Raw genomic sequence first — 18,697 nt, 5'->3', positions numbered from 1 at the left:
ACTGAACCCAATTTCTGAAGTAAGGTAACCGCCTTACTTCAGAATACTTTTTAATCACAAAAAAACTCAATATTATGAAATTAAAATATAGCTTCCCCTTACTCGTACTCCTGATTTTTTGCAGTTGCAAAGAGCGTTCGTTAACAGATCAGAGTGACTATGCAGTCTACCTAAATGAAGATGCTAATACTTCAAACTTAATGGAGGACGTAACATTTTGGACAAACAAACTTGAAGCAAACCCTGAACAGTTTCCGTACTTGGCTAAACGCGCTAATGTGTATACAAAATTGTTCGACGCTACTGGGAATATTTCCTATTTGAAAAAAGCCGAACAAGATCTTACAGAGACCATTGCCTTAACAGATAATAAAATGCCTTCCTACCAAAAGCAATTAGCTGCTAATTATATTTCACAGCATCGGTTTAAGGAAGCCTTGCAATTATTAAAAATGGCTGAAGCTAACGGAGAAAATCTTTCAGGCACTAAAAAGATGTTATTCGATGTTCATCTAGAACTGGGTAATTTCATGATAGCCAATACATATTTAAACCAAATAAAAAATAATAAAGATTTCGATTATCTAATTCGCCTTGCAAAATGGGAGGATCATAACGGTAATTTGGAAGGTGCTATTTTAAATATGGAAAGCGCCTTGGCAATTGCTGAACGTTCAAATCTTAAAGGGATTAAACAATGGTCGTACACCAATCTAGCAGATTTTTATGGTCACGCAGGACAGATAGAAAAATCCTATAATTATTATTTAAAGGCTTTGGCATTAGATCCAAATGACGCTTACGCCAAAAAGGGAATCGCATGGATTCTGTATTCACATGAAAAAAATACAGAAGAAGCTCTAAAAATTTTAGACCATATTTCAAGCTATTATCAATCACCAGATCATGCTCTTTTAAAAGCAGAAATCGCGGAGTTTTCGAATGACCTGAATCTAAAGAACAAATCCTTGATCAATTTCAAATCAGAATTAAGAAATAAGGCATATGGAGCCATGTATAATAAACATAAAGTTCTTATTTATACCGATGAATTCTTGCTGCCAGAACAGGCTTTAGAAATTGCAAAGCTCGAAGTTGAACAACGTCCTACGCCACAGTCTTACGACCTTTTGGCATGGAGCTATTTTAAACTCGGAGATGTTGAAAAAGCGAATGCAATTATTGAAGAGCATGTAGATGGCAAGACCTCAGAACCAGATGTGCTATATCACATCGCTGAGGTATACAAATCGATGGGAAAAAATGAAAAAGTAAAAGAATTAAAGAATGAGTTGGTTGCAAGTCTCTATGAACTTGGACCTACCATGGCTCCAAAAATCAATCAACTCTAATGAAAAAATTTGTCAAATTATTTATTTGTGTTTGTGGGATGTTTCAAATTTTACAAGCACAAAATGTGAACGGTGTTGTTCTAAATGAAATAGAGCAACCTCTTGAAGCGGTTTATGTCTATAATTTAAATTCGAAAAGCCACGCCCATACTTCTGAGAATGGCGTATTTAATATTGAAAAAACCGAGATTGGTGATTCGTTGAGAGTAGGTCTTTTAGGTTATAAAACACAGATAATTACCGTAACTACAGTTGAAATGAACATTATTCTCGAAGAGAAAGTATTTCAACTCGATGAAATGGTAATCAATGAGGAACTAGATCCGATAAGCACAATTGCGAGATTAGATCTCAATGTTACGCCGGTAAATTCATCTCAAGATGTTTTACGCAAAGTACCAGGACTATTTATTGGTCAACATGCGGGTGGAGGAAAGGCTGAACAGATATTTTTAAGGGGGTTCGACGTTGATCACGGTACAGACGTAACTATTGGCGTTGATGGAATGCCTGTAAATATGGTTTCGCACGCCCATGGACAGGGTTATAGTGATTTGCATTTTGTAATACCCGAGACCATCAATAAAATCGATTTTGGTAAAGGCGCTTATTATGCAGCAGAAGGTGATTTTAATACTGCGGGTTATTTTAATTTTAATACCAAAGACTATATTAATTCCTCTAGTATTTCAGTAACTGCAGGACAGTTTAATACCTTAAGAACGGTTGGGCTTTTTGATCTTTTGGAGACGGCTAAAAACAAAAATGCTTATCTCGCTTTTGAATACATTGCTACGGACGGACCTTTTGATTCGCCACAGAATTTCAATCGACTTAATCTGTTTGGAAAATATGTGATGTATGCACCAGAGCGCGATAAGTTGACCTTAACAGCTTCGCATTTTACAAGTAGATGGGATGCTTCAGGGCAAATTCCGCAGCGCGAAGTTGATAATGGAAATATTACAAGATTTGGTGCCATTGACGATACTGAAGGTGGGAATACCCAACGAACTAATTTCAAAGTCGGCTATAATAAAACCCTTGATGAACACACCAATTTATCAGCGAATGCATATTATTCAAATTATGCTTTCGAGCTGTATTCAAATTTTACGTTTTTCTTGGAAGACCCAGTTAATGGAGATCAAATTAGACAAAAGGAGAATCGACATATTTTCGGCGCTAATTCAGAAATAAACTATGCGTCATTTTTGGGTGAAACTGAATTTGATCTTACTGCTGGAGGAGGAATTAGACACGATATTATTAACGATGTTGAATTATCAAAAACACGAAACAGGTCTGAAACACTTCAAAATATACAACTTGGAGATATCAATCAGACTAATGTTAATGCCTATGTAAATACATCTTTTGAAATAGGGGATTTTAAAATAGCTCCGGCACTGCGATTAGATTATTTTAAGTTTTTATACAATGATCAGTTGCAAACCAATTACGAAACCCAGTCAGAAACTAAAAGCATTATTAGTCCGAAGTTGAATTTCTTTTATAATGTACAGCAGAATCTTCAATTATACTTAAAATCTGGATTAGGATTTCACTCCAACGACGCAAGGGTAGTAGTCGCCAACAATGGTGAGGATATATTACCGCGATCATATGGTGCAGACCTAGGAACAATCTGGAAGCCAAGCTCAAAATTGGTTATCAATTCGGCATTATGGTATTTATTCCTCGAGCAAGAATTTGTTTATGTAGGTGATGCTGGTATCGTTGAGCCAAGTGGACGTACAAGACGCTATGGGATTGATTTAGGGCTGCGCTATCAAATTAATGACTGGCTATTTTTTGATGCCGATGGAACCTATACTCATGCAAGAAGTATTGATGATCCAAGTGGTGAGGATTTTATCCCTTTAGCTCCTGATTTTACACTTACAAGTGGCTTATCTATAACTGATTGGAATGGTTTTTCGGGAGGATTGCGTGTTCGATATTTAGATGATAGACCTGCAAATGAAGATAATTCTATTGTTGCTGAAGGTTACTTTATAACGGACTTTAACCTTAATTATAAATTGAAAAATATTACGCTAGGTTTTACAATTGAGAATCTATTTGATGTTGCTTGGAATGAAACCCAATTTGCAACGGAATCGCGCTTGCAAAATGAGGTGGCTCCTGTTGAAGAAATTCATTTTACTCCTGGGACACCATTTTTTATAAGAGCGTCTATACAATATAATTTTTAGGGTGTCAACCATTTAATTTGATGGGAAGAAAAATTAGATGAGTTGACTGGGTGCTAGCAAAAAAGGTAAACAAGTGATTTCAGTTTACCATTATCATAATTGATTGTGATATTTTTTGAGTTTTTTTGTTAGTTAAATACCCGCACAATTTGTGCGGGTATTTTTATATCGTTATTTCTGATCACTATAGATCAAGTGATCTAAGGCTATTTAAATGAAATATAAAATTAAGGGGTAGAGGCTACAACTCCAAGTGTATAGAGTTGTTCCATGGTTGGGCTTTGGCTTCCGCCTTCTGGTTCTAAAGTAATACCAAAAGCTTCACTATCGTTTGCGTTGGAAATCGCAAATATTTTGTTGTCGTCTGTATTAAAATCATCGATTGTTCCTAAACTTGTAGGAGTTAGCGGATTTAAAGTTAATGACCATACTTGCCATACTTTTCCGGCCGGCGCATCTGGCAGACCTTCACCATCTAAATAAATAGTATTATCGGCTTTGTTCCAATATACTTTGGCGTAAGTAGAAGCAAAATCTCCTTGACCGCCAAGCGGAACAGAAATGATGTCTTTATCACGAATGGCATCGAGTAAATTTTTAGTATTTGCCAGATTATTTCTAGCCGCTTCAATTTCGATTTCTAGCAATTGTTTTTCAGTAGAAACCGTTTGAATTTCTTCTTCAAGCTGATTTTTCGTGTTTAAGGTCCAGATTAACCCACCGAGTAATAGAATTGAGGCTGCCCAACCCGTGTAAGAGATCCAATTTGGTTTTCTTGGTTTCAAATCAATGACTTTTCCATCATCTTCATTGAGCTTGCCTTTAAAGGAATCAAAGTCAATAGAATGTGGTGATACAGATGCCGTTAATTTAACGACAGCCGCTTCAATTTCTAACACTTCTTGAAGTATTTCAGGATGCTTTTGCATTAAGGCATAGATCTCCTGGTTTTCTTGTTCAGAAAGTTTTCCAGCTACGTATAGCTCTAAGATTCCAGATTCTATGTATGCCTTGATATCCATTTTATAATACCATATCCCTTAATTGTTGAATACAGCTTCTATTTCGTGTTTTAATTGTGCCAATGGGCATATTTAATTCTTCAGAAGCTTCTTTTTGAGTAAACCCTTTAAAATAGAGTAGCTCAATAACTTCTTTACATTTTTGGCCGAGGTTAGTAACGAACTTATTAATTCCGATAGCATCTGTTAGATGATCTAAATTATCTCTGCTCATTATTATATTTACGAAATTATCGGCATCAAGGTTTTGTACAGATTGCCTAAATGCTTTAGATCTTATTTTATCGATCGCTGCATTTCTAGCAATATTCAAAATCCAAGTAAAAAAACGGCCTTTAGAAGAATTATATGTATCTGATTTTTGCCAAGCTTTTATGAATACATCTTGCATAAGCTCATCAGCAATATCGTCATCTTTCACGATGTTAAGAACCACACCACGAATACTAGTACCATACATTTGATATAGTTTTTCAAAAGCCTTTTCGTCTTTGGCTTTGAATTGGTTAATAAGACGATCAATGTCGGTCATTAATGCTGTGGTTCCTTGTACTTATCTCGTAAAAGTAACTGATTATAGTGGACCAATCAAGATTATTGAATTAAAATTGATTTGAAATCGAATTTTGAAGTCATGCGAAAAAAATAGAGGACTTCTCGATAAAAATTTAAGATAATTATGGACGATTGAATTGCATTGATTCTGCAATTTTTGAATCTAGATCGCTATATAGATTAGTTGTCGATATGTTGATTGGCATCAGCATATTCCTCGAATATTTCATCTTTTGAAAGGTCGGGATAGTGGTTTTTCTTTTGTTTTCGGTGCGCTTTATAAATGTTATAAAACATCAAATAAAGATAGATCGCAAAAATTATGGCTCCAATAAATAAAAATGCTTTACTCATGACTTCGACCTCCTTTGTCTTATTGCGATTGCGAATAATAAAATTGTTGCCGGCCAATGCGCTGAATATCGCGCCTCGTCGGTCATGCCATAAAGGCCAAGTCCCACAGAATACAGTAAGCAAATAAATGCTAGTAAAATGGGGTACCATTTTAATATAAATGTTTTCATAGTATATTTTTTTGTTCATCTTTAATATAGCAAAAAATGAATAATTCGCAAAATATATACTATTAAATAGGCGTGTATTAACAAATGTTTATTAAAATTAATAAAATATTAAGAATACATCAAAGAATATAAAATGACTGTATTTAGTATTTCGGTGGTTTCTTGAGAAAATGGTTTCTATGATTTTCCTAAAGCATAATTAATGATAAGTTATAGTTCGGACTTGCTTTTGGTTGAGCGTATCGTTTTTAAACATTTGCCGTTCAATCCAATTTCCATGCTCATCAGAATTTAGGTATTTGTATGTTCTTATGCTGTAACGTTTGCCTTTGGAATTTTCATAAAACCCTTTAATGACCCTGTTTTCAGAATCAAAAAATAAACTATCAAGCCCCCGATATTGTCCCTTGCCATTTGAATAGGTCTTAAGAACAGGATTTCCATTTTCGTCTTCTGTTATTGTGGATCTCCAAGTAATTTGATTATCAGAATTCAGAGAGGCTTCAACTTTTCTACCTTCAGAATTTGTATAAACCGTATCTCTACTAGGTTCGGTATCTCCAGCTTCAAAATATTCGGCTCCGATTAGGTTTTTATTGGAATCATACTTCCGATAAAATCTTAATATCGTGTCCTTGTCTTCGCCAAGCCAATAGACGTCTATAGACTTTCCATCTTTATCAAAATTCTCTATAGTACCTGAACTGAATATGACGGAATCATTTCGGAGATCAAAATTTTCTTCTTGAATTTTAGCTATTTCAGGAGCTAAACTTTTAGCTGATTTTAGGTCAGTATTCTTATTCGAATCTTTACAAGAAACGATCTGTATGAGTAATAAAAATATTAACGGAAACTTTTTCATAGTATAATCTTTACTCTATTCTTCAAATCCATTTTTAGACAGAATATCTGAATACCAACTGTAGGGTATGTCGCCCCTTTCGTAGTATTCTTTTACCTCTTCAATACTGCCTTTTTCACCGTAGTCGATTGTAGATTCTAGATTACCATCAATGTCATAATAATTCCAGGTTCCAATCTTTATTCTCCAATCTTTGTAAGTTCCATCTGCTTTAAGATTACCGTTTTCGTAGTATTTTTTAATAGGGCCTTCAACCAAGTTGTTGTTGTAGTTTCCAATTTCTTTATAATTCCCATTTTCGTAATAATTGATCCATTTGCCCTGACCAACACCATCGACAAACTCTTGCCATGACAAATAATTTCCATTCGGATAGGTCGCATATAAGATTCCTGTAAACGGTTCGTCTTCGCCCTTGGCGTAGTATCTATAAACACCATCAGTACTTTTGCCAGTAGCATCGGCCATTGAAACTTCTCGTTTTGTCTCTGTCTCTGACATCGGTAATGTTTTTTGTGCATAGCCTATGGTTGTTAAACAGCATACAAATAAAAGGGTGATTGTTTTAGATAAAGAATTACGAAGTGAAATCATGGTTTTGTTTTTTAAGATTATTTGAAATGATCAAATCTGAAATGAAATACAAAAGGGTTTAGAATTGCCCTATGTTTGTAGTTAACTTTTATTCAGACGAGATATCGTTTCTTGTATATACACATAAAAAGTTGGTTTGGATGAAGTTAGCTTTTTTTTATGCTGTATTCTTAAGATTCTGCGCGTATCTTAATTGATGAATGCTTAATCTGATTTCAAACTGAATAGGGTAGTCTATCCATTCATAATTGCCGTTATATAGTAGTGGTAATCGTATCTTATTTAAACGAATTTCAAATTGTACTTACCACAAATAGCTGTGACCTTCTCCATGTCTGGTGGTCCCGCAGGTAAATCCGCTAATTCTTTAAACATTCCTTCTAAACCAGCAGGAAAAATGCTCAACATGGCTCGCGCTTTTTCTTCTCCAACCACTCTCCATGAATGAGGAACACCTTTAGGACAGAATATCAGATCACCTGCTTGTAAGATGGTGGTTGTTCCATCAACATTCATCTCTACTTGGCCCGACAATACTTGAAAAACTTCATCCTCATTTTCATGTACGTGAGGCGGAATCCCGACACCTGGTACGTTATTCTGCTCAATAAGGGTGTACTGTCCGTTTGTGTCAGCACCTGTCAGTTTAATGTTCTGATTATCGCCCAAAACATTCAACTTGCTTCCTTCGTTATCTTTAACAATTTTGGGTTTTTGTAATTCTGTAACTTCAGATTTTAGGGGTTCATTGTTAACCGCTTCTTTTGATTCGGATTTACAAGCATTGATCATTGGAATAATTGACAATACTCCAACTCCGGCTGCTGTTTTTTTTAAGAAATCTTTACGTTCCATTGTATTGCGTTTTGATGGGTTAGTTTTTAGTGTTGGCTGCGGTTTCGATACGTTGTGATACATGAGTGTCATGCGATCATAACGAACTATCTCTGGGTTTGAATTTAGTACTTTAATTCATAAATCTGATTCTTTCTCCAGTATCAGGGTCTGACAAAAAATACCACAATTGATAATGATTCTTTAATTTATAAATTTCTAAATCTTTTGTGTTATTTGTTTTATTGAAATTCAGCTTAATTTTCTTTGTGCCGTATTGATCAAAGATTTCCCAAGTTCCAGATGAGATTCTGTTGTTAATTTCTCGGTCAAACAGATTTTCGGAATTATTCATTTCAAATTTATTATTAGGCTTAAAAGTCAATACAATACTATCGTTCTTAATTTCTGAAAGATATTCGTATGAAAATTTATCCATTCTCCAAGTTCCAATAATATCATTTAAAGTTACATCTACATTTTTTGTCTCAATATTTGCATCAATCGGTTCCATAAATTGGCAAGATGTAAATCCTAGAATTAAAGGTATTAAAATCCAATAAGGTCTTTTCATTTGAATTTTAAGTTGGTTGTTAGTTCGGCTTTAGCTTTGGTATTGTTAGCTTGAAACCACGTTGTTTAAAGTTACACAAATTTTAGTAGGTGGAGAGTAGGAGTGCTGGGTTATGGTTGTTGTTGTTGTTGTTGTTGTTGGTAGTGGTATTTTAATAATCTTATTTGTCTTTAGCGAAATCCATAATCTTCATAATTTCATTTAGTTCATATGCGATTAAGTCTTTTTCTATTTTCGTAATTTCATCCACAACTTCTGGAATAGGGTTTAAGTTCTCTAAATAATGACTCAATAACGGAAATATAAATGGATTGATATTACCAATAAATAATTTTTTCATTTGAGCAATATCGTTACTTTCTAGATTATTAGTTTTTAATACATTTTCGATTAACTCTAAAACAATATTAATTCTCTCAACAGATTTAATTATGGTTTTTCTGTTTAAATCAACTAATTCCTTAATTCGATTTAAGTTGTCATTTTCCTTTAATTTATCCAAGTTTGAAACAAATTTTTCAATACTTACATTGACAGCTGTATTCGTTTCAGTTTTATTGGTTGGATTGTAGGTTAATTCATCAATAACTTTGTTCAAATAATCAAGTTGTTTGAATAAAATTGTTGTTATCCGATTTGTTTTAAATTCTAATCTTGTTTCTTCTAATTCTTGTCTTTGATAATTTAGTTCCTTTTGTTGTATTAATATCGAAATTATAATACCAAAAAGTGCTAGACCGGAAAATAGCGCATTAATAGCACCAAACATATCTCCCAATGTTCCTCTTGATTCATTGTCAAAATTTAAGTAAATTAGAATACCTGAAATTGCCCAAAGAAGGATTATTAGTAAAATACCGAGGATTATATTTCTTCTGTTTATTTTCATTTCACTTCACATTAAACACAACGGTCTGGCTACACGCAGAATCCCAAAGGATATTGCGCATAGGTTTTGGTGGCAATAGTTATTTTAAATCGAAGGATAGTCTATTCCTTCATCTTTCCATGTCTTTAATTTCATGTTATAGTTATTCCCATTTGAATCTGTCATTTGGTTAATGTATTTAATTAAATCTTGAACAGAGTTTGGATGAGAGCTTGCTATCAAAATCCCAATGTCAGGTTTTAAACCGTCAATGATACAACCATCCCAATACATTTTTAGTTGGTATAAATCTTGAACACTTGTAAATTCTTTTTTCCCTTCATAAATTACTAAACCATCATTTGTTTTTTGATACAGATCAATCCGTATTCTTTCTTTGATTTCTTTAAAAACATTTTGTTCGGTGGTTATGGTTTTAGGGTCAGGAAGTTGACGGTTTTTTAAATCTTTTAATTTTTCAAATAAGTCTACTTCGTGGTCTATGTCTTTTGTGCTTTTTGGTGGTTCTGGAATATAGCTTCTAATCCAGCCGAATAAATCTTCTAACTTCTTGTCCCCTTTTCTAATACCATTTTTGGAAGTTCTTGTTGTTGGTAGTGATTGGATTTCATCAGAAATTAAGTTAACCTTGATTAATAAGTAGTTGTAACTATTGTGTTTTTCAATTCCCCAAATTTCTTTAAAAATGTTAGTTGCTATTACTCTTCCGTTTAGTCTTATTTCAACTCCTGAGGTTGACATATTGCGCTTATAGTATTTTCTGTGTTCAGAATCACGCATTGCGCCAAATTCATACTGAACCGTAACATCATTATTGTCTAATTTGATTTTGGTTGTACCTTTTGAAGGGTTAATATATCTTTCAAAGTCAGGTTCTACGGATTTTACATTTTTATTTTTTTGCGTACCATGAATGTCTGTATAAACAATTGAAATATTTGCAATATCATCTTTTATCAAATTTGAGTAAGTAAATCCTACGTCTTCAATCAAAAATTCTACTCTTTTTTCAAATCCGAAATTTCCAGAATGTCCTTCCGTAACCGTCTTAAATAAGTTTTCATCACATGTAAAAGCCATATATGTTCCTGAACCGTTCAATTGACCAGGCCATGGGGTATCTGTTACGTTTATTTCAAAAGCCTCAAAATCCTCAAACTTATATGAAGCTTTAATTTTAGTATATAATCCTTTTTCGGATTGCTCTTTGTTTCTTGAGCAAATTTCCCATGTATTATTATCAGGGTTTGCTGTAGCTAATGCATGTTTAAATCCAAAACCATGCTCGTTCATTGGTGAATCTTTGGCATCTTGTGCTCCTAATGAAAATGCAGAATCTAAATTTTTGAAGCCTGTTCCAGAATCTTCAATTGAAAAGAAGACCTTTTTATTTGGTAGTTCCTTAATACAGATTACAATGTTTTTAATAATTGGATTATTTCCTTTAAAATTTGAAATGGAATTATCTAAAAATTCATTCAATATTTGTGACATTGAGTCGAAATGACCACCTAAACCTCTCCAAATAATATTTCCTTCAGGTTTATTGTTTATTATTCTTTTATTCATTTTTTTCTATTTATTGCCAACCATTGAATACACGCAATACGCTTATCCTAAGGATGTTTATACCTTTAAAAATACACATTATATTGAAAATGTGAGCTGTAGACTAATGGAAAGATTATTTTATACCCAATTACCATTCGTCGACACTTATCTGCCATCCGTCTACACTAAATACCGATCAATCGATACGAAATAACAATTCTCACTTTGTAAAACTAACTTTGTCATTTAAAATTAGCTGCCAAGGAATGAAGAATTTAAACATACTATTAATTGAAGATGATATGATCGAGGTAATGAAACTCAGTCGTGCCAAGAAATCACTTCAATTAGAACACAATATTATTGAGGCCAATAATGGGGAAGAGGCACTTCAAATACTTGAAGACAAAAGCAACCTTCCTGATATTATTTTATTAGACCTTAATATGCCAAAGATCAACGGCATTGAATTTCTAAAAATCCTTAAAGCCGATGATCAGCTGAGATATATCCCAACTATTGTACTGACCACGTCAAGCAATCAACGCGATCTTTTAGAATGCTACAAGATTGGTATTGCTGGTTATGTTTTAAAACCTTTAAAATATGAGGATTATGTTTCGAAAATTGAGAAATTATTATCATATTGGAGTGTTAATGAATTAATATCAGTATAATGAAGGGTGTTATTTTTACCGAATTCCTCGAGTTAGTCGAAGAAAAGTTTGGTTTCGAAATGGTAGATCAGATCATTTCGCAATCTGAATTGGCATCGGGAGGTGTATATACCGCCGTTGGTACCTACGAGTTTTCGGAGATGCTTCAGTTATTAACGCACCTTAGTGAAAATACAAATATTAGTGCCGATGATCTGTTATTAGTTTATGCGGAACATTTGTTTAAAGTTTTGGTGAGTTCGTATCCCCAACTTGTTGAGCATTACAAGGACCCGATGAGTCTACTAGCCTCCATTGAAAATCATATTCATGTTGAGGTTCAGAAAATATATCCCGAAGCCCAATTACCTACTTTCGATCTAGAAGAACGCACAGATGATAAAATGGTTATGGTTTATAAATCTGAAAGAGCACTGTATATGCTGGGTAAGGGTTTAATGTTAGAAACCTTTAAACTGTTCGATGTACCTGTGCAGATCGATTATGAAAAGCTCAACGACAACGGTACAGAAGTTCGGTTTTTCATTGAGAAAGCATGAGCCAGAAAGACGTAGAAATTCTAAAAAGAGCATTAGAACGCGAACGTGCTTCACGTAAAGCCGCGGAGAAAATTCTTGAAGAAAAATCTGCTGAGCTTTTTGAGGTCAATAAACAGCTCGAAGCAACAAATGCTGAACTGACCGTCCTTTATAATAAAACCTCTTCTCAGCTTCAGGGTGTATTTGAGAACATCGTAGATGCCTATGTTATTATGGATCTGTGGGGTAATATTCTCAAAATGAACGAAGCTGCAGTGACACTGTTGGGTTTCGAAAATATTCATGATGAAGGAAATCTTACGGCTTTAGTTGATCCAACTGAAGTTGAAAAGGTTGAACCGGCCTTCAAACAATTATTTGAATCCGGATCTATCACAGATTTCAAAATTAAGATTAGAACCAAGCAAAACAAAGCTAAGCTAGTTCATATAAATGCCAGCATCGTTTACGAAGATGGTAAACCGGTTGCTGCGCAAGGTATTGTTAGGGATATTACTTTAGAAAGCGAATATCAGCGCGCTATTGAGACGGAGCGCGAAAAGTACAGGCGCATAATTGCCAATATGAACCTTGGTCTCGTGGAGGTTAATAACGACGATGTTATTCAGATGGTGAATCAGAGTTTTGTTGAAATGTCGGGTTATGATGAAGATGAACTTATTGGAAACAAAGGAGGCGAGCTCTTAATAGCAGACAAATCTTCGGATGTTATAAAGCAAGAAAATCAGAAACGACTTGAAGGACAATCTAATTCTTATGAGCTGGTAGTGAAAAACAAAACCGGTGACATTAGATATTGGCTCATAAGTGGAGCACCAAATTATGATTTGAAAGGCAACGTTATCGGTTCCATTGGGATTCATCTAGATATTACCGAATTCAAAAATTTACAGTTTCAGAAAGAGAAACTTCTTGAAAAGCTCGAAAGGAGTAATGAAGAACTTCAAGAATACGCACATATCGTTTCACACGATTTAAAATCACCGTTGCGCAGTATAGATGCTCTTGTGCAGTGGATTAAGGAAGATAATAAAGGTGAGTTTGATGACGCTACAACACAAAATTTTGAACTTATTGAGACCACTCTAGAAAAGATGGAGCAGCTCATTTCTGATGTGTTAGAGTATTCGAGCATAACAGCAGATTTAAAGGATCGCTCTAGCATAGATCTCAATGCCCTTGTTGAAGATCTGAAACAAATTCTTTTTGTACCAGAGCATATCAGTATTAATATTTTGAATAAGCTACCTACTATTGAAGGCGATAAAACCAAGCTTCAGCAATTGTTTCAAAATCTCATCAGTAACGCCATAAAATTCAATGACAAGGAAAACGGCCTAATTGAAATTGATGTAGAAGAGCAAAAGTCGTATTATCAGTTTTCAATTAAGGATAATGGTGTAGGTATAGAAAAGAAACACCACGAGAAAATATTCAAAATATTTCACGCCTTGAATAAGAGTAAAGAATCCACAGGTATAGGTTTATCAATCGTAAAAAAGATAGTAGATTTATACAAAGGTGAGATCTGGCTTAGTTCAACGCCTAATGAGGGCACTACATTTTTCTTCACCATCAAAAAATAGATCATGGAACAACCTAACCTATCTTATATTGAAAGTATGTCTGGTGGAGATAAGGACTTTGAGCAAAAATTAATTGATATAATTCAGAAAGAATTTCCTGAGGAAAAAGATATTTACTTCAAAAATATCACAGCAAATAATTTTAAAGAAGCTGCGGAGAACGTACATAAACTTAAACATAAAATTAGTATTTTAGGACTCGTTAACAGTTATGAATCGGCCGTCCAATTTGAGCATAACCTCTTGGAAGGCAGTAAGGAAGGGCAAAACGAATTTGAAGCCATTTTACAAAACATGACTGATTTTTTAAAGACGTTATAAACCTATTTTATGAATTGTATTATTATCGACGACGAAGCTACCGCCAGAGCTATTATTTCGCAATTATGTAGTAATGTACCCAGCTTAACAGTTTTAGATGAATTTCCTAACGCAATTCAGGCCATAAAATATTTAAACCAGAATGAGATTGATCTCATTTTTCTCGATATCCATATGCCAGACTTCACAGGATTTGATTTTATTGAAACCATAAAGAATCCTCCTAAAATTGTTTTAACAACGTCTGACGCCAATTTCGCTATTCAAGCTTTTGAGTACGATTGTATTGTTGATTATTTGGTAAAGCCCATTACACCAGAACGCTTTCAAAAAGCCATTCAGAAAGCAGAATCCTCTCCAGTGAGTGCCACCTCTTCGAATGCATCAGAGCACGTTGAAACTACTTCAGGTAACGACCTCTATGTGAATATCGATCGTCGTTTAATAAAAATAGATATACCTAGTATTTATTTGGTTGAAGCCAAAGGTGATTATATTCTCATAAAAACGGAAGATAAAAATTATACTGTGCATTCAACCTTAAAGAAAATCGAAGAAAAGCTACCGGATAGTTTATTTCTGAAAATACACCGTTCTTATATCATCAACGTTCAGAAGATCATAGATATCGAGGATAATAGTGTATTAATTAAAAAGGATGTAATTCCGGTAAGTCGATCTAACCGACCTGAATTAATGAAGCGATTAAACTTGCTTTAAACCACTAATCGATCAAATTTTACCAACCACCGTTTCCTTAGGTTTACTCATCGAATTTGAGATTTTCGAAGGTCTAATCCGATATATATTTGTATCAGATTCATAGAGTAGGTTTAAAAATTGAATTAATAGCAACTTGAGGTATTAGATATTCTGATGCCTCTTTTTTTTTGCAAAAGAATTCGTTAAATCCATTCATCGACAGTTAACCACCATCCGTCGTTAGTAGAATTATGACAATCGAAAATCTCAAAAAATAGTTGGTTTACAGAATAGATTTGTCTCAGAAATTAAAAATGAGACCGTATGAAATCCCAACTTTACAATGTTAAGAATGCACTACTACTTATTTTGTTTTATACCTTAAGTTTTAGTGCTAACGCACAAGATGAAGACATTCCTTTCTTATGCGATTACAATGCATATTTATTTCAATACAACGATGTTTTTGCAATAGATCTCGCCTCTGGTAGTTCTTTTCAAGTCGCAACTGATGTGACTCCAGGAAGTATCAATGCAGCAGCTTATAATCCTGCAGACGGATTTATTTGGGGCTCTTTAAGTAGTCCTTCAAGATCCATTGTAAGAATAGGCAAAAACTTTACCGCCACTGTTTACTATGTCCCAGAACTACCTTCAAATAATAGATATATAGGCGATATAAGTGCAAATGGTATGTATTACCTAAAGGGAAGCGGAAACACTTATTACAAGATAAATCTGAATCCAGATTCTGTGACACACAGTTATGTAGAGCATGTTGCTACAGAGACGTTGCCACAGAGTTTGAATATTCACGATTGGGCTTTTAATGCTGTAGATGGACAATTATACACGGTGGAGAAAAATTCAAATAAACTTTATAGAATTAATCCAGATAATTCTGAAGTTACCGATTTAGGCGAAGTGCCTATCATGGCTGGAAATAACTACACCTATGGCGCAGTATATTTTGATGCCGATGGAAGGTTTTATGTTTCGTCGAATCAGACAGGAACAATCTATGTTATTCAGGAAGTTCAGAATGTAAATTCATCTGCGGATATGGATTCTAACCTGTTTGCTTTTGGTCCGTCAAGTAACCTTAATGATGGTGCACGATGCCCAACAGCACCAGTACCACAAGAAATCTGTGACAATGGTATTGATGATGATGGAGACGGGTTGACGGATTGTGAAGATCCTTCTTGTTCAGGATATGGAGAATGCGATGTTATTGAACCACCAACCTCTCGTGGAAACGACGGCGGATTAGAAAGTAATAGTCGACTTTCTGAACAAATCAACCAACGTAATTTTAATAGAGCAAAAACAGGTTATACTTTCGACGTTACCACAGCACCAAGAGTGACTCGTGGATTTGAATATGCCCAAAGACATGCTAATAATGGATTTGCGCTTCAAGATTTCATTCCTTTAGAAGTTATTGGTGAAACGGAAGCCATTGAATCAACTCCTTCAGATTTGATTGGTATTACTAATGCCACAGAGATTTTCGCGGTAGATTACATGAATGAAGACACGCCAATAGCTACAGTATTAGCACTCAAAACTGAAGACGGCGTCTACGAACACACCAAATACATTTGTGACCGTTTACTCGGAGCAGAGTTGATTTCGGTGAACACAATTACGATTAATGAACAAGCGTTCATAAAATCGATTATTAAAAATGTTGATGGTACGTATGAATTCGTACTAAGCTTATCGGCCAAATTGATCAATAATGACGAGAACTTTTCTATTGAAAGTCACTGGAATTTAGATCAGTACGAGGCAAATACAACTTTCTATAATTTCCAGATATGGGCGAATACCGTAGATGACCTCTATATTTTGGGCGAAGAAGTACTCAATTTATTAAATATTGAAAAGCCAATTGCGGCGTATAATAATTCTGCACCTCCAACAGTATTTGTTAGAAAAGGACAATACAATAATGGTGCATTAGATCTACAGATTGTAAATACAAATGGTACGCCATCTGTAAACATAGACGCGGGTTACAGAACTACTGAAACTAGCGATTTTGAAACCATGAGTAATACCCTAACCTTAGGAGGGCAATACATCACTGATCTTACGGTGGACACTGGAGGGTTGTTTGATATCGGATTTAGGATTGGTGATGGCATTGCCACACCCGATGATTTGTTCATGTCTGATGGTCCATGGGGAATTGACGATTCTCAGCAAGGCACTACAGTTGGCGTTTATAATGTTACTGAAAATAACTTCAACTTTGAGACGACAGATTACCCTATTGAACGTAATATCGAATTGAGAGCCACTACAAACACCTATGTAGCGGCATATAGAGCACTAACACCACGATTTAAAGCTACAGATCTTAGCGATTATAGCAGCCTGAAATTAAGTGCTTCAGGAACTGGGAATCTAGAGGTTGTGCTAGTGAAACAGGGAATTACCAATTGGGAAGATCAATATAAAATGACCATTGCCCTTAGCAATACGTCACAAGAATTTGTATTGCCATTTGCAGACTTTACAAGTGCTAATGATACTGATCCTATTTTTGATGATGTGGTAACGATGGTCTTTACTATGGCTTCGGAAGATGGCACTTCAGTGACTAAGCTTCTTAATCTCGAAAACTTAAGACTTTCGCAAGACAATGCCTTATCAATTGATGAGTTTGAAACTGAAGCAAATGGTCTAACTGCATATCCGAATCCCGTGAAATCTTCAGCGACCATAGACTTTACTGTCGCTCAGAATGAAACAGTAACCTTCGTTGTGTACGATCAGTTAGGAAAGCAAGTGTATCAAAGATCAATTGAAGCTAGCGCAGGTAAAAATGCCATAGTATTTAACAGAGAAGGTTTAAGTAGTGGCTTGTATTTCTGTAAGGTGTTAAGTAAACAACTATCATATAATCCCCTTAAGTTGATTATAAATTAACCAAAAGGTTATGGTTAATTGGAAAGGGCAAAAGCGAAAGCTTTTGTCTTTTTTTTGTCATTAATAAATGTAATGTCATTCTGAGTGCTAGCGAAGAATCTGTCTCCATTTGCATGAGATTCTTCAGTCATTCTTCTCTTTGAATGACCTTTCATTCCGTAGAATAAAATTAAAGAACTAGGTGACCACTCTACTTTTTCCAAGTCCCGCCATAACGGTAATTCGGATTATTGGGTTTTACTTTAAGCAGGCAACTTTCACAAACAAAGACCCATTTTTTTGGATGCTTATATTGAATCCGATACATAGTCGAAAATTCTTCCTGACAAACTTCACAATACTTAGTTCTCAATGTGTTGGTTTTTCAAGTTTACTAGACGTTTTATTTCGGCTAACTTGTACATCCATTGCTAGTTAATAAGTTCATTTTTTAATGAATTCAAAAGAGCTATAAATTTTTCATCCTTTAACTGTACCTTTTCCTTACCGCTGTTTCTAAACAAAAGCGTGATCTCGCCCCCATTTTCGCTAGTGATGATAATCTTTTCGTTTTCAACGATCTCAATGTTTATGATAAGATAACACGGGATCTTTATTCTTTTCTTGGTTTTGAAATTTTTATCGGTATGAAAAATGAACTTCTTTCTGCGATGACTATAGTAGTCAAATCCATGAATTAATAAACCTGAATCAGAGTGTAAAATATGAAGATCAGAATCAATCAGAAGATGTAATCGAGAAAATTTAACCCTGCCACTTATCTTAATGATTTGCGGGTAGTTTAACTCTAATGACTTGAGGTAGCCGTTAATTAATTGTTGTTTTTTATGAGAACGATAAGCCGAATAACTGATGTAAATAATTATTGCAGCTAATACATAATTGTTTATTTGTCCGTCCATGGTAATTCAACCTCATCCCATAAGATAAAGTAGAACAAAAATAGGAGTTTA

18 protein-coding genes are annotated in these 18,697 nt (G+C 34.6%); 8 read left to right on the top strand and 10 right to left on the bottom strand.

Annotated features, from left to right (window positions below):
- Positions 1 to 74 precede the first annotated feature (74 nt).
- Together DDY94_RS12675 and DDY94_RS12670 are read left to right on the top strand one after the other, a co-directional pair.
- Positions 75 to 1,352 carry a tetratricopeptide repeat protein gene (locus tag DDY94_RS12675; RefSeq protein ID WP_111684528.1) on the top strand — a complete coding sequence of 426 codons (1,278 nt, stop codon included), beginning with the start codon at positions 75 to 77 and terminating at the stop codon, positions 1,350 to 1,352.
- Entirely contained in the window at positions 1,352 to 3,571 is a 2,220-nt protein-coding gene (locus DDY94_RS12670; RefSeq protein WP_111684526.1) for a TonB-dependent receptor, read from the top strand. Before DDY94_RS12675 ends, DDY94_RS12670 begins: the two co-directional genes overlap by 1 nt.
- Before the next feature lie 227 nt (positions 3,572 to 3,798).
- On the opposite strand, the gene DDY94_RS12665 is transcribed toward DDY94_RS12670, so the two are convergent.
- From DDY94_RS12665 to DDY94_RS12630, 9 genes are all read right to left on the bottom strand, one after another.
- Positions 3,799 to 4,593: an anti-sigma factor gene (locus tag DDY94_RS12665; RefSeq protein WP_111684524.1), complete on the bottom strand. Its 795-nt coding sequence runs from the start codon at positions 4,591 to 4,593 to the stop codon at positions 3,799 to 3,801.
- A 1-nt stretch (position 4,594) separates the two neighbouring features.
- The gene (locus DDY94_RS12660) at positions 4,595 to 5,125 is read right to left on the bottom strand and encodes an RNA polymerase sigma factor (protein ID WP_111684521.1); all 531 of its coding nucleotides are present in this window, start codon (positions 5,123 to 5,125) and stop codon (positions 4,595 to 4,597) included.
- A 203-nt stretch (positions 5,126 to 5,328) separates the two neighbouring features.
- A complete protein-coding gene (locus DDY94_RS16135; protein WP_157957322.1) occupies positions 5,329 to 5,502 on the bottom strand; it encodes a hypothetical protein in 174 nt (57 codons plus the stop codon).
- A gap of 369 nt (positions 5,503 to 5,871) precedes the next feature.
- Complete coding sequence (locus DDY94_RS12655) at positions 5,872 to 6,537, bottom strand: hypothetical protein (protein ID WP_111684519.1); 666 nt, start codon at positions 6,535 to 6,537, stop codon at positions 5,872 to 5,874.
- Positions 6,538 to 6,552: 15 nt separating this feature from the next.
- Positions 6,553 to 7,038: a toxin-antitoxin system YwqK family antitoxin gene (locus DDY94_RS12650; RefSeq protein ID WP_157957321.1), complete on the bottom strand. Its 486-nt coding sequence runs from the start codon at positions 7,036 to 7,038 to the stop codon at positions 6,553 to 6,555.
- Between the two features lie 375 nt (positions 7,039 to 7,413).
- On the bottom strand, positions 7,414 to 7,986 hold the full coding sequence (locus DDY94_RS12645; protein ID WP_111684634.1) for a cupin domain-containing protein: 573 nt from the start codon (positions 7,984 to 7,986) through the stop codon (positions 7,414 to 7,416).
- Positions 7,987 to 8,098: 112 nt separating this feature from the next.
- Positions 8,099 to 8,539: a hypothetical protein gene (locus tag DDY94_RS12640; protein ID WP_157957320.1), complete on the bottom strand. Its 441-nt coding sequence runs from the start codon at positions 8,537 to 8,539 to the stop codon at positions 8,099 to 8,101.
- 160 nt (positions 8,540 to 8,699) lie between these two features.
- Positions 8,700 to 9,428 (bottom strand): hypothetical protein, encoded by a 729-nt coding sequence (locus DDY94_RS12635; protein ID WP_111684514.1) that lies wholly within the window; start codon positions 9,426 to 9,428, stop codon positions 8,700 to 8,702.
- Between the two features lie 84 nt (positions 9,429 to 9,512).
- On the bottom strand, positions 9,513 to 10,997 hold the full coding sequence (locus tag DDY94_RS12630) for a sensor histidine kinase (protein ID WP_111684512.1): 1,485 nt from the start codon (positions 10,995 to 10,997) through the stop codon (positions 9,513 to 9,515).
- A 248-nt stretch (positions 10,998 to 11,245) separates the two neighbouring features.
- Between DDY94_RS12630 and DDY94_RS12625 the strand changes: the two genes are divergently transcribed.
- The 6 genes from DDY94_RS12625 to DDY94_RS12600 all read left to right on the top strand — a co-directional run bounded on the left by DDY94_RS12625 (position 11,246) and on the right by DDY94_RS12600 (position 17,744).
- Positions 11,246 to 11,656 (top strand): response regulator, encoded by a 411-nt coding sequence (locus DDY94_RS12625; protein WP_111684510.1) that lies wholly within the window; start codon positions 11,246 to 11,248, stop codon positions 11,654 to 11,656.
- Complete coding sequence (locus tag DDY94_RS12620) at positions 11,656 to 12,195, top strand: heme NO-binding domain-containing protein (RefSeq protein WP_111684508.1); 540 nt, start codon at positions 11,656 to 11,658, stop codon at positions 12,193 to 12,195. Before DDY94_RS12625 ends, DDY94_RS12620 begins: the two co-directional genes overlap by 1 nt.
- Positions 12,192 to 13,781 carry a sensor histidine kinase gene (locus DDY94_RS12615; protein ID WP_111684506.1) on the top strand — a complete coding sequence of 530 codons (1,590 nt, stop codon included), beginning with the start codon at positions 12,192 to 12,194 and terminating at the stop codon, positions 13,779 to 13,781. Before DDY94_RS12620 ends, DDY94_RS12615 begins: the two co-directional genes overlap by 4 nt.
- A gap of 3 nt (positions 13,782 to 13,784) precedes the next feature.
- A complete protein-coding gene (locus DDY94_RS12610) occupies positions 13,785 to 14,102 on the top strand; it encodes an Hpt domain-containing protein (protein ID WP_198658955.1) in 318 nt (105 codons plus the stop codon).
- 9 nt (positions 14,103 to 14,111) lie between these two features.
- On the top strand, positions 14,112 to 14,822 hold the full coding sequence (locus DDY94_RS12605; protein ID WP_111684504.1) for a LytR/AlgR family response regulator transcription factor: 711 nt from the start codon (positions 14,112 to 14,114) through the stop codon (positions 14,820 to 14,822).
- 306 nt (positions 14,823 to 15,128) lie between these two features.
- Positions 15,129 to 17,744 carry a DUF6923 family protein gene (locus DDY94_RS12600; RefSeq protein WP_111684502.1) on the top strand — a complete coding sequence of 872 codons (2,616 nt, stop codon included), beginning with the start codon at positions 15,129 to 15,131 and terminating at the stop codon, positions 17,742 to 17,744.
- A gap of 410 nt (positions 17,745 to 18,154) precedes the next feature.
- Here DDY94_RS12600 and DDY94_RS12590 read toward each other — a convergent pair whose 3' ends face one another.
- Complete coding sequence (locus tag DDY94_RS12590; RefSeq protein WP_111684498.1) at positions 18,155 to 18,646, bottom strand: hypothetical protein; 492 nt, start codon at positions 18,644 to 18,646, stop codon at positions 18,155 to 18,157.
- Between the last annotated feature and the right edge of the window lie 51 nt (positions 18,647 to 18,697).

The sequence above is a fragment of the Winogradskyella tangerina genome (assembly GCF_003260205.1).
Lineage (GTDB): Bacteria > Bacteroidota > Bacteroidia > Flavobacteriales > Flavobacteriaceae > Winogradskyella > Winogradskyella tangerina.
The sequence above is the reverse complement of the archived record's forward strand: the minus strand, read 5'-3'. Positions and strand labels throughout refer to the sequence as shown.

Bases quoted from the DNA above. Each gene is read 5' to 3' on its own strand.
- DDY94_RS12630 (WP_111684512.1), bottom strand. From the start codon at position 10,997: ATGAATAAAAGAATAATAAACAATAAACCTGAAGGAAATATTATTTGG.
- DDY94_RS16135 (WP_157957322.1), bottom strand. From the start codon at position 5,502: ATGAGTAAAGCATTTTTATTTATTGGAGCCATAATTTTTGCGATCTAT.
- DDY94_RS12635 (WP_111684514.1), bottom strand. From the start codon at position 9,428: ATGAAAATAAACAGAAGAAATATAATCCTCGGTATTTTACTAATAATC.
- DDY94_RS12670 (WP_111684526.1), top strand. From the start codon at position 1,352: ATGAAAAAATTTGTCAAATTATTTATTTGTGTTTGTGGGATGTTTCAA.
- DDY94_RS12590 (WP_111684498.1), bottom strand. From the start codon at position 18,646: ATGGACGGACAAATAAACAATTATGTATTAGCTGCAATAATTATTTAC.
- DDY94_RS12655 (WP_111684519.1), bottom strand. From the start codon at position 6,537: ATGAAAAAGTTTCCGTTAATATTTTTATTACTCATACAGATCGTTTCT.
- DDY94_RS12615 (WP_111684506.1), top strand. From the start codon at position 12,192: ATGAGCCAGAAAGACGTAGAAATTCTAAAAAGAGCATTAGAACGCGAA.
- DDY94_RS12640 (WP_157957320.1), bottom strand. From the start codon at position 8,539: ATGAAAAGACCTTATTGGATTTTAATACCTTTAATTCTAGGATTTACA.
- DDY94_RS12665 (WP_111684524.1), bottom strand. From the start codon at position 4,593: ATGGATATCAAGGCATACATAGAATCTGGAATCTTAGAGCTATACGTA.
- DDY94_RS12620 (WP_111684508.1), top strand. From the start codon at position 11,656: ATGAAGGGTGTTATTTTTACCGAATTCCTCGAGTTAGTCGAAGAAAAG.
- DDY94_RS12660 (WP_111684521.1), bottom strand. From the start codon at position 5,125: ATGACCGACATTGATCGTCTTATTAACCAATTCAAAGCCAAAGACGAA.
- DDY94_RS12650 (WP_157957321.1), bottom strand. From the start codon at position 7,038: ATGTCAGAGACAGAGACAAAACGAGAAGTTTCAATGGCCGATGCTACT.
- DDY94_RS12675 (WP_111684528.1), top strand. From the start codon at position 75: ATGAAATTAAAATATAGCTTCCCCTTACTCGTACTCCTGATTTTTTGC.
- DDY94_RS12625 (WP_111684510.1), top strand. From the start codon at position 11,246: ATGAAGAATTTAAACATACTATTAATTGAAGATGATATGATCGAGGTA.
- DDY94_RS12605 (WP_111684504.1), top strand. From the start codon at position 14,112: ATGAATTGTATTATTATCGACGACGAAGCTACCGCCAGAGCTATTATT.
- DDY94_RS12600 (WP_111684502.1), top strand. From the start codon at position 15,129: ATGAAATCCCAACTTTACAATGTTAAGAATGCACTACTACTTATTTTG.
- DDY94_RS12610 (WP_198658955.1), top strand. From the start codon at position 13,785: ATGGAACAACCTAACCTATCTTATATTGAAAGTATGTCTGGTGGAGAT.
- DDY94_RS12645 (WP_111684634.1), bottom strand. From the start codon at position 7,986: ATGGAACGTAAAGATTTCTTAAAAAAAACAGCAGCCGGAGTTGGAGTA.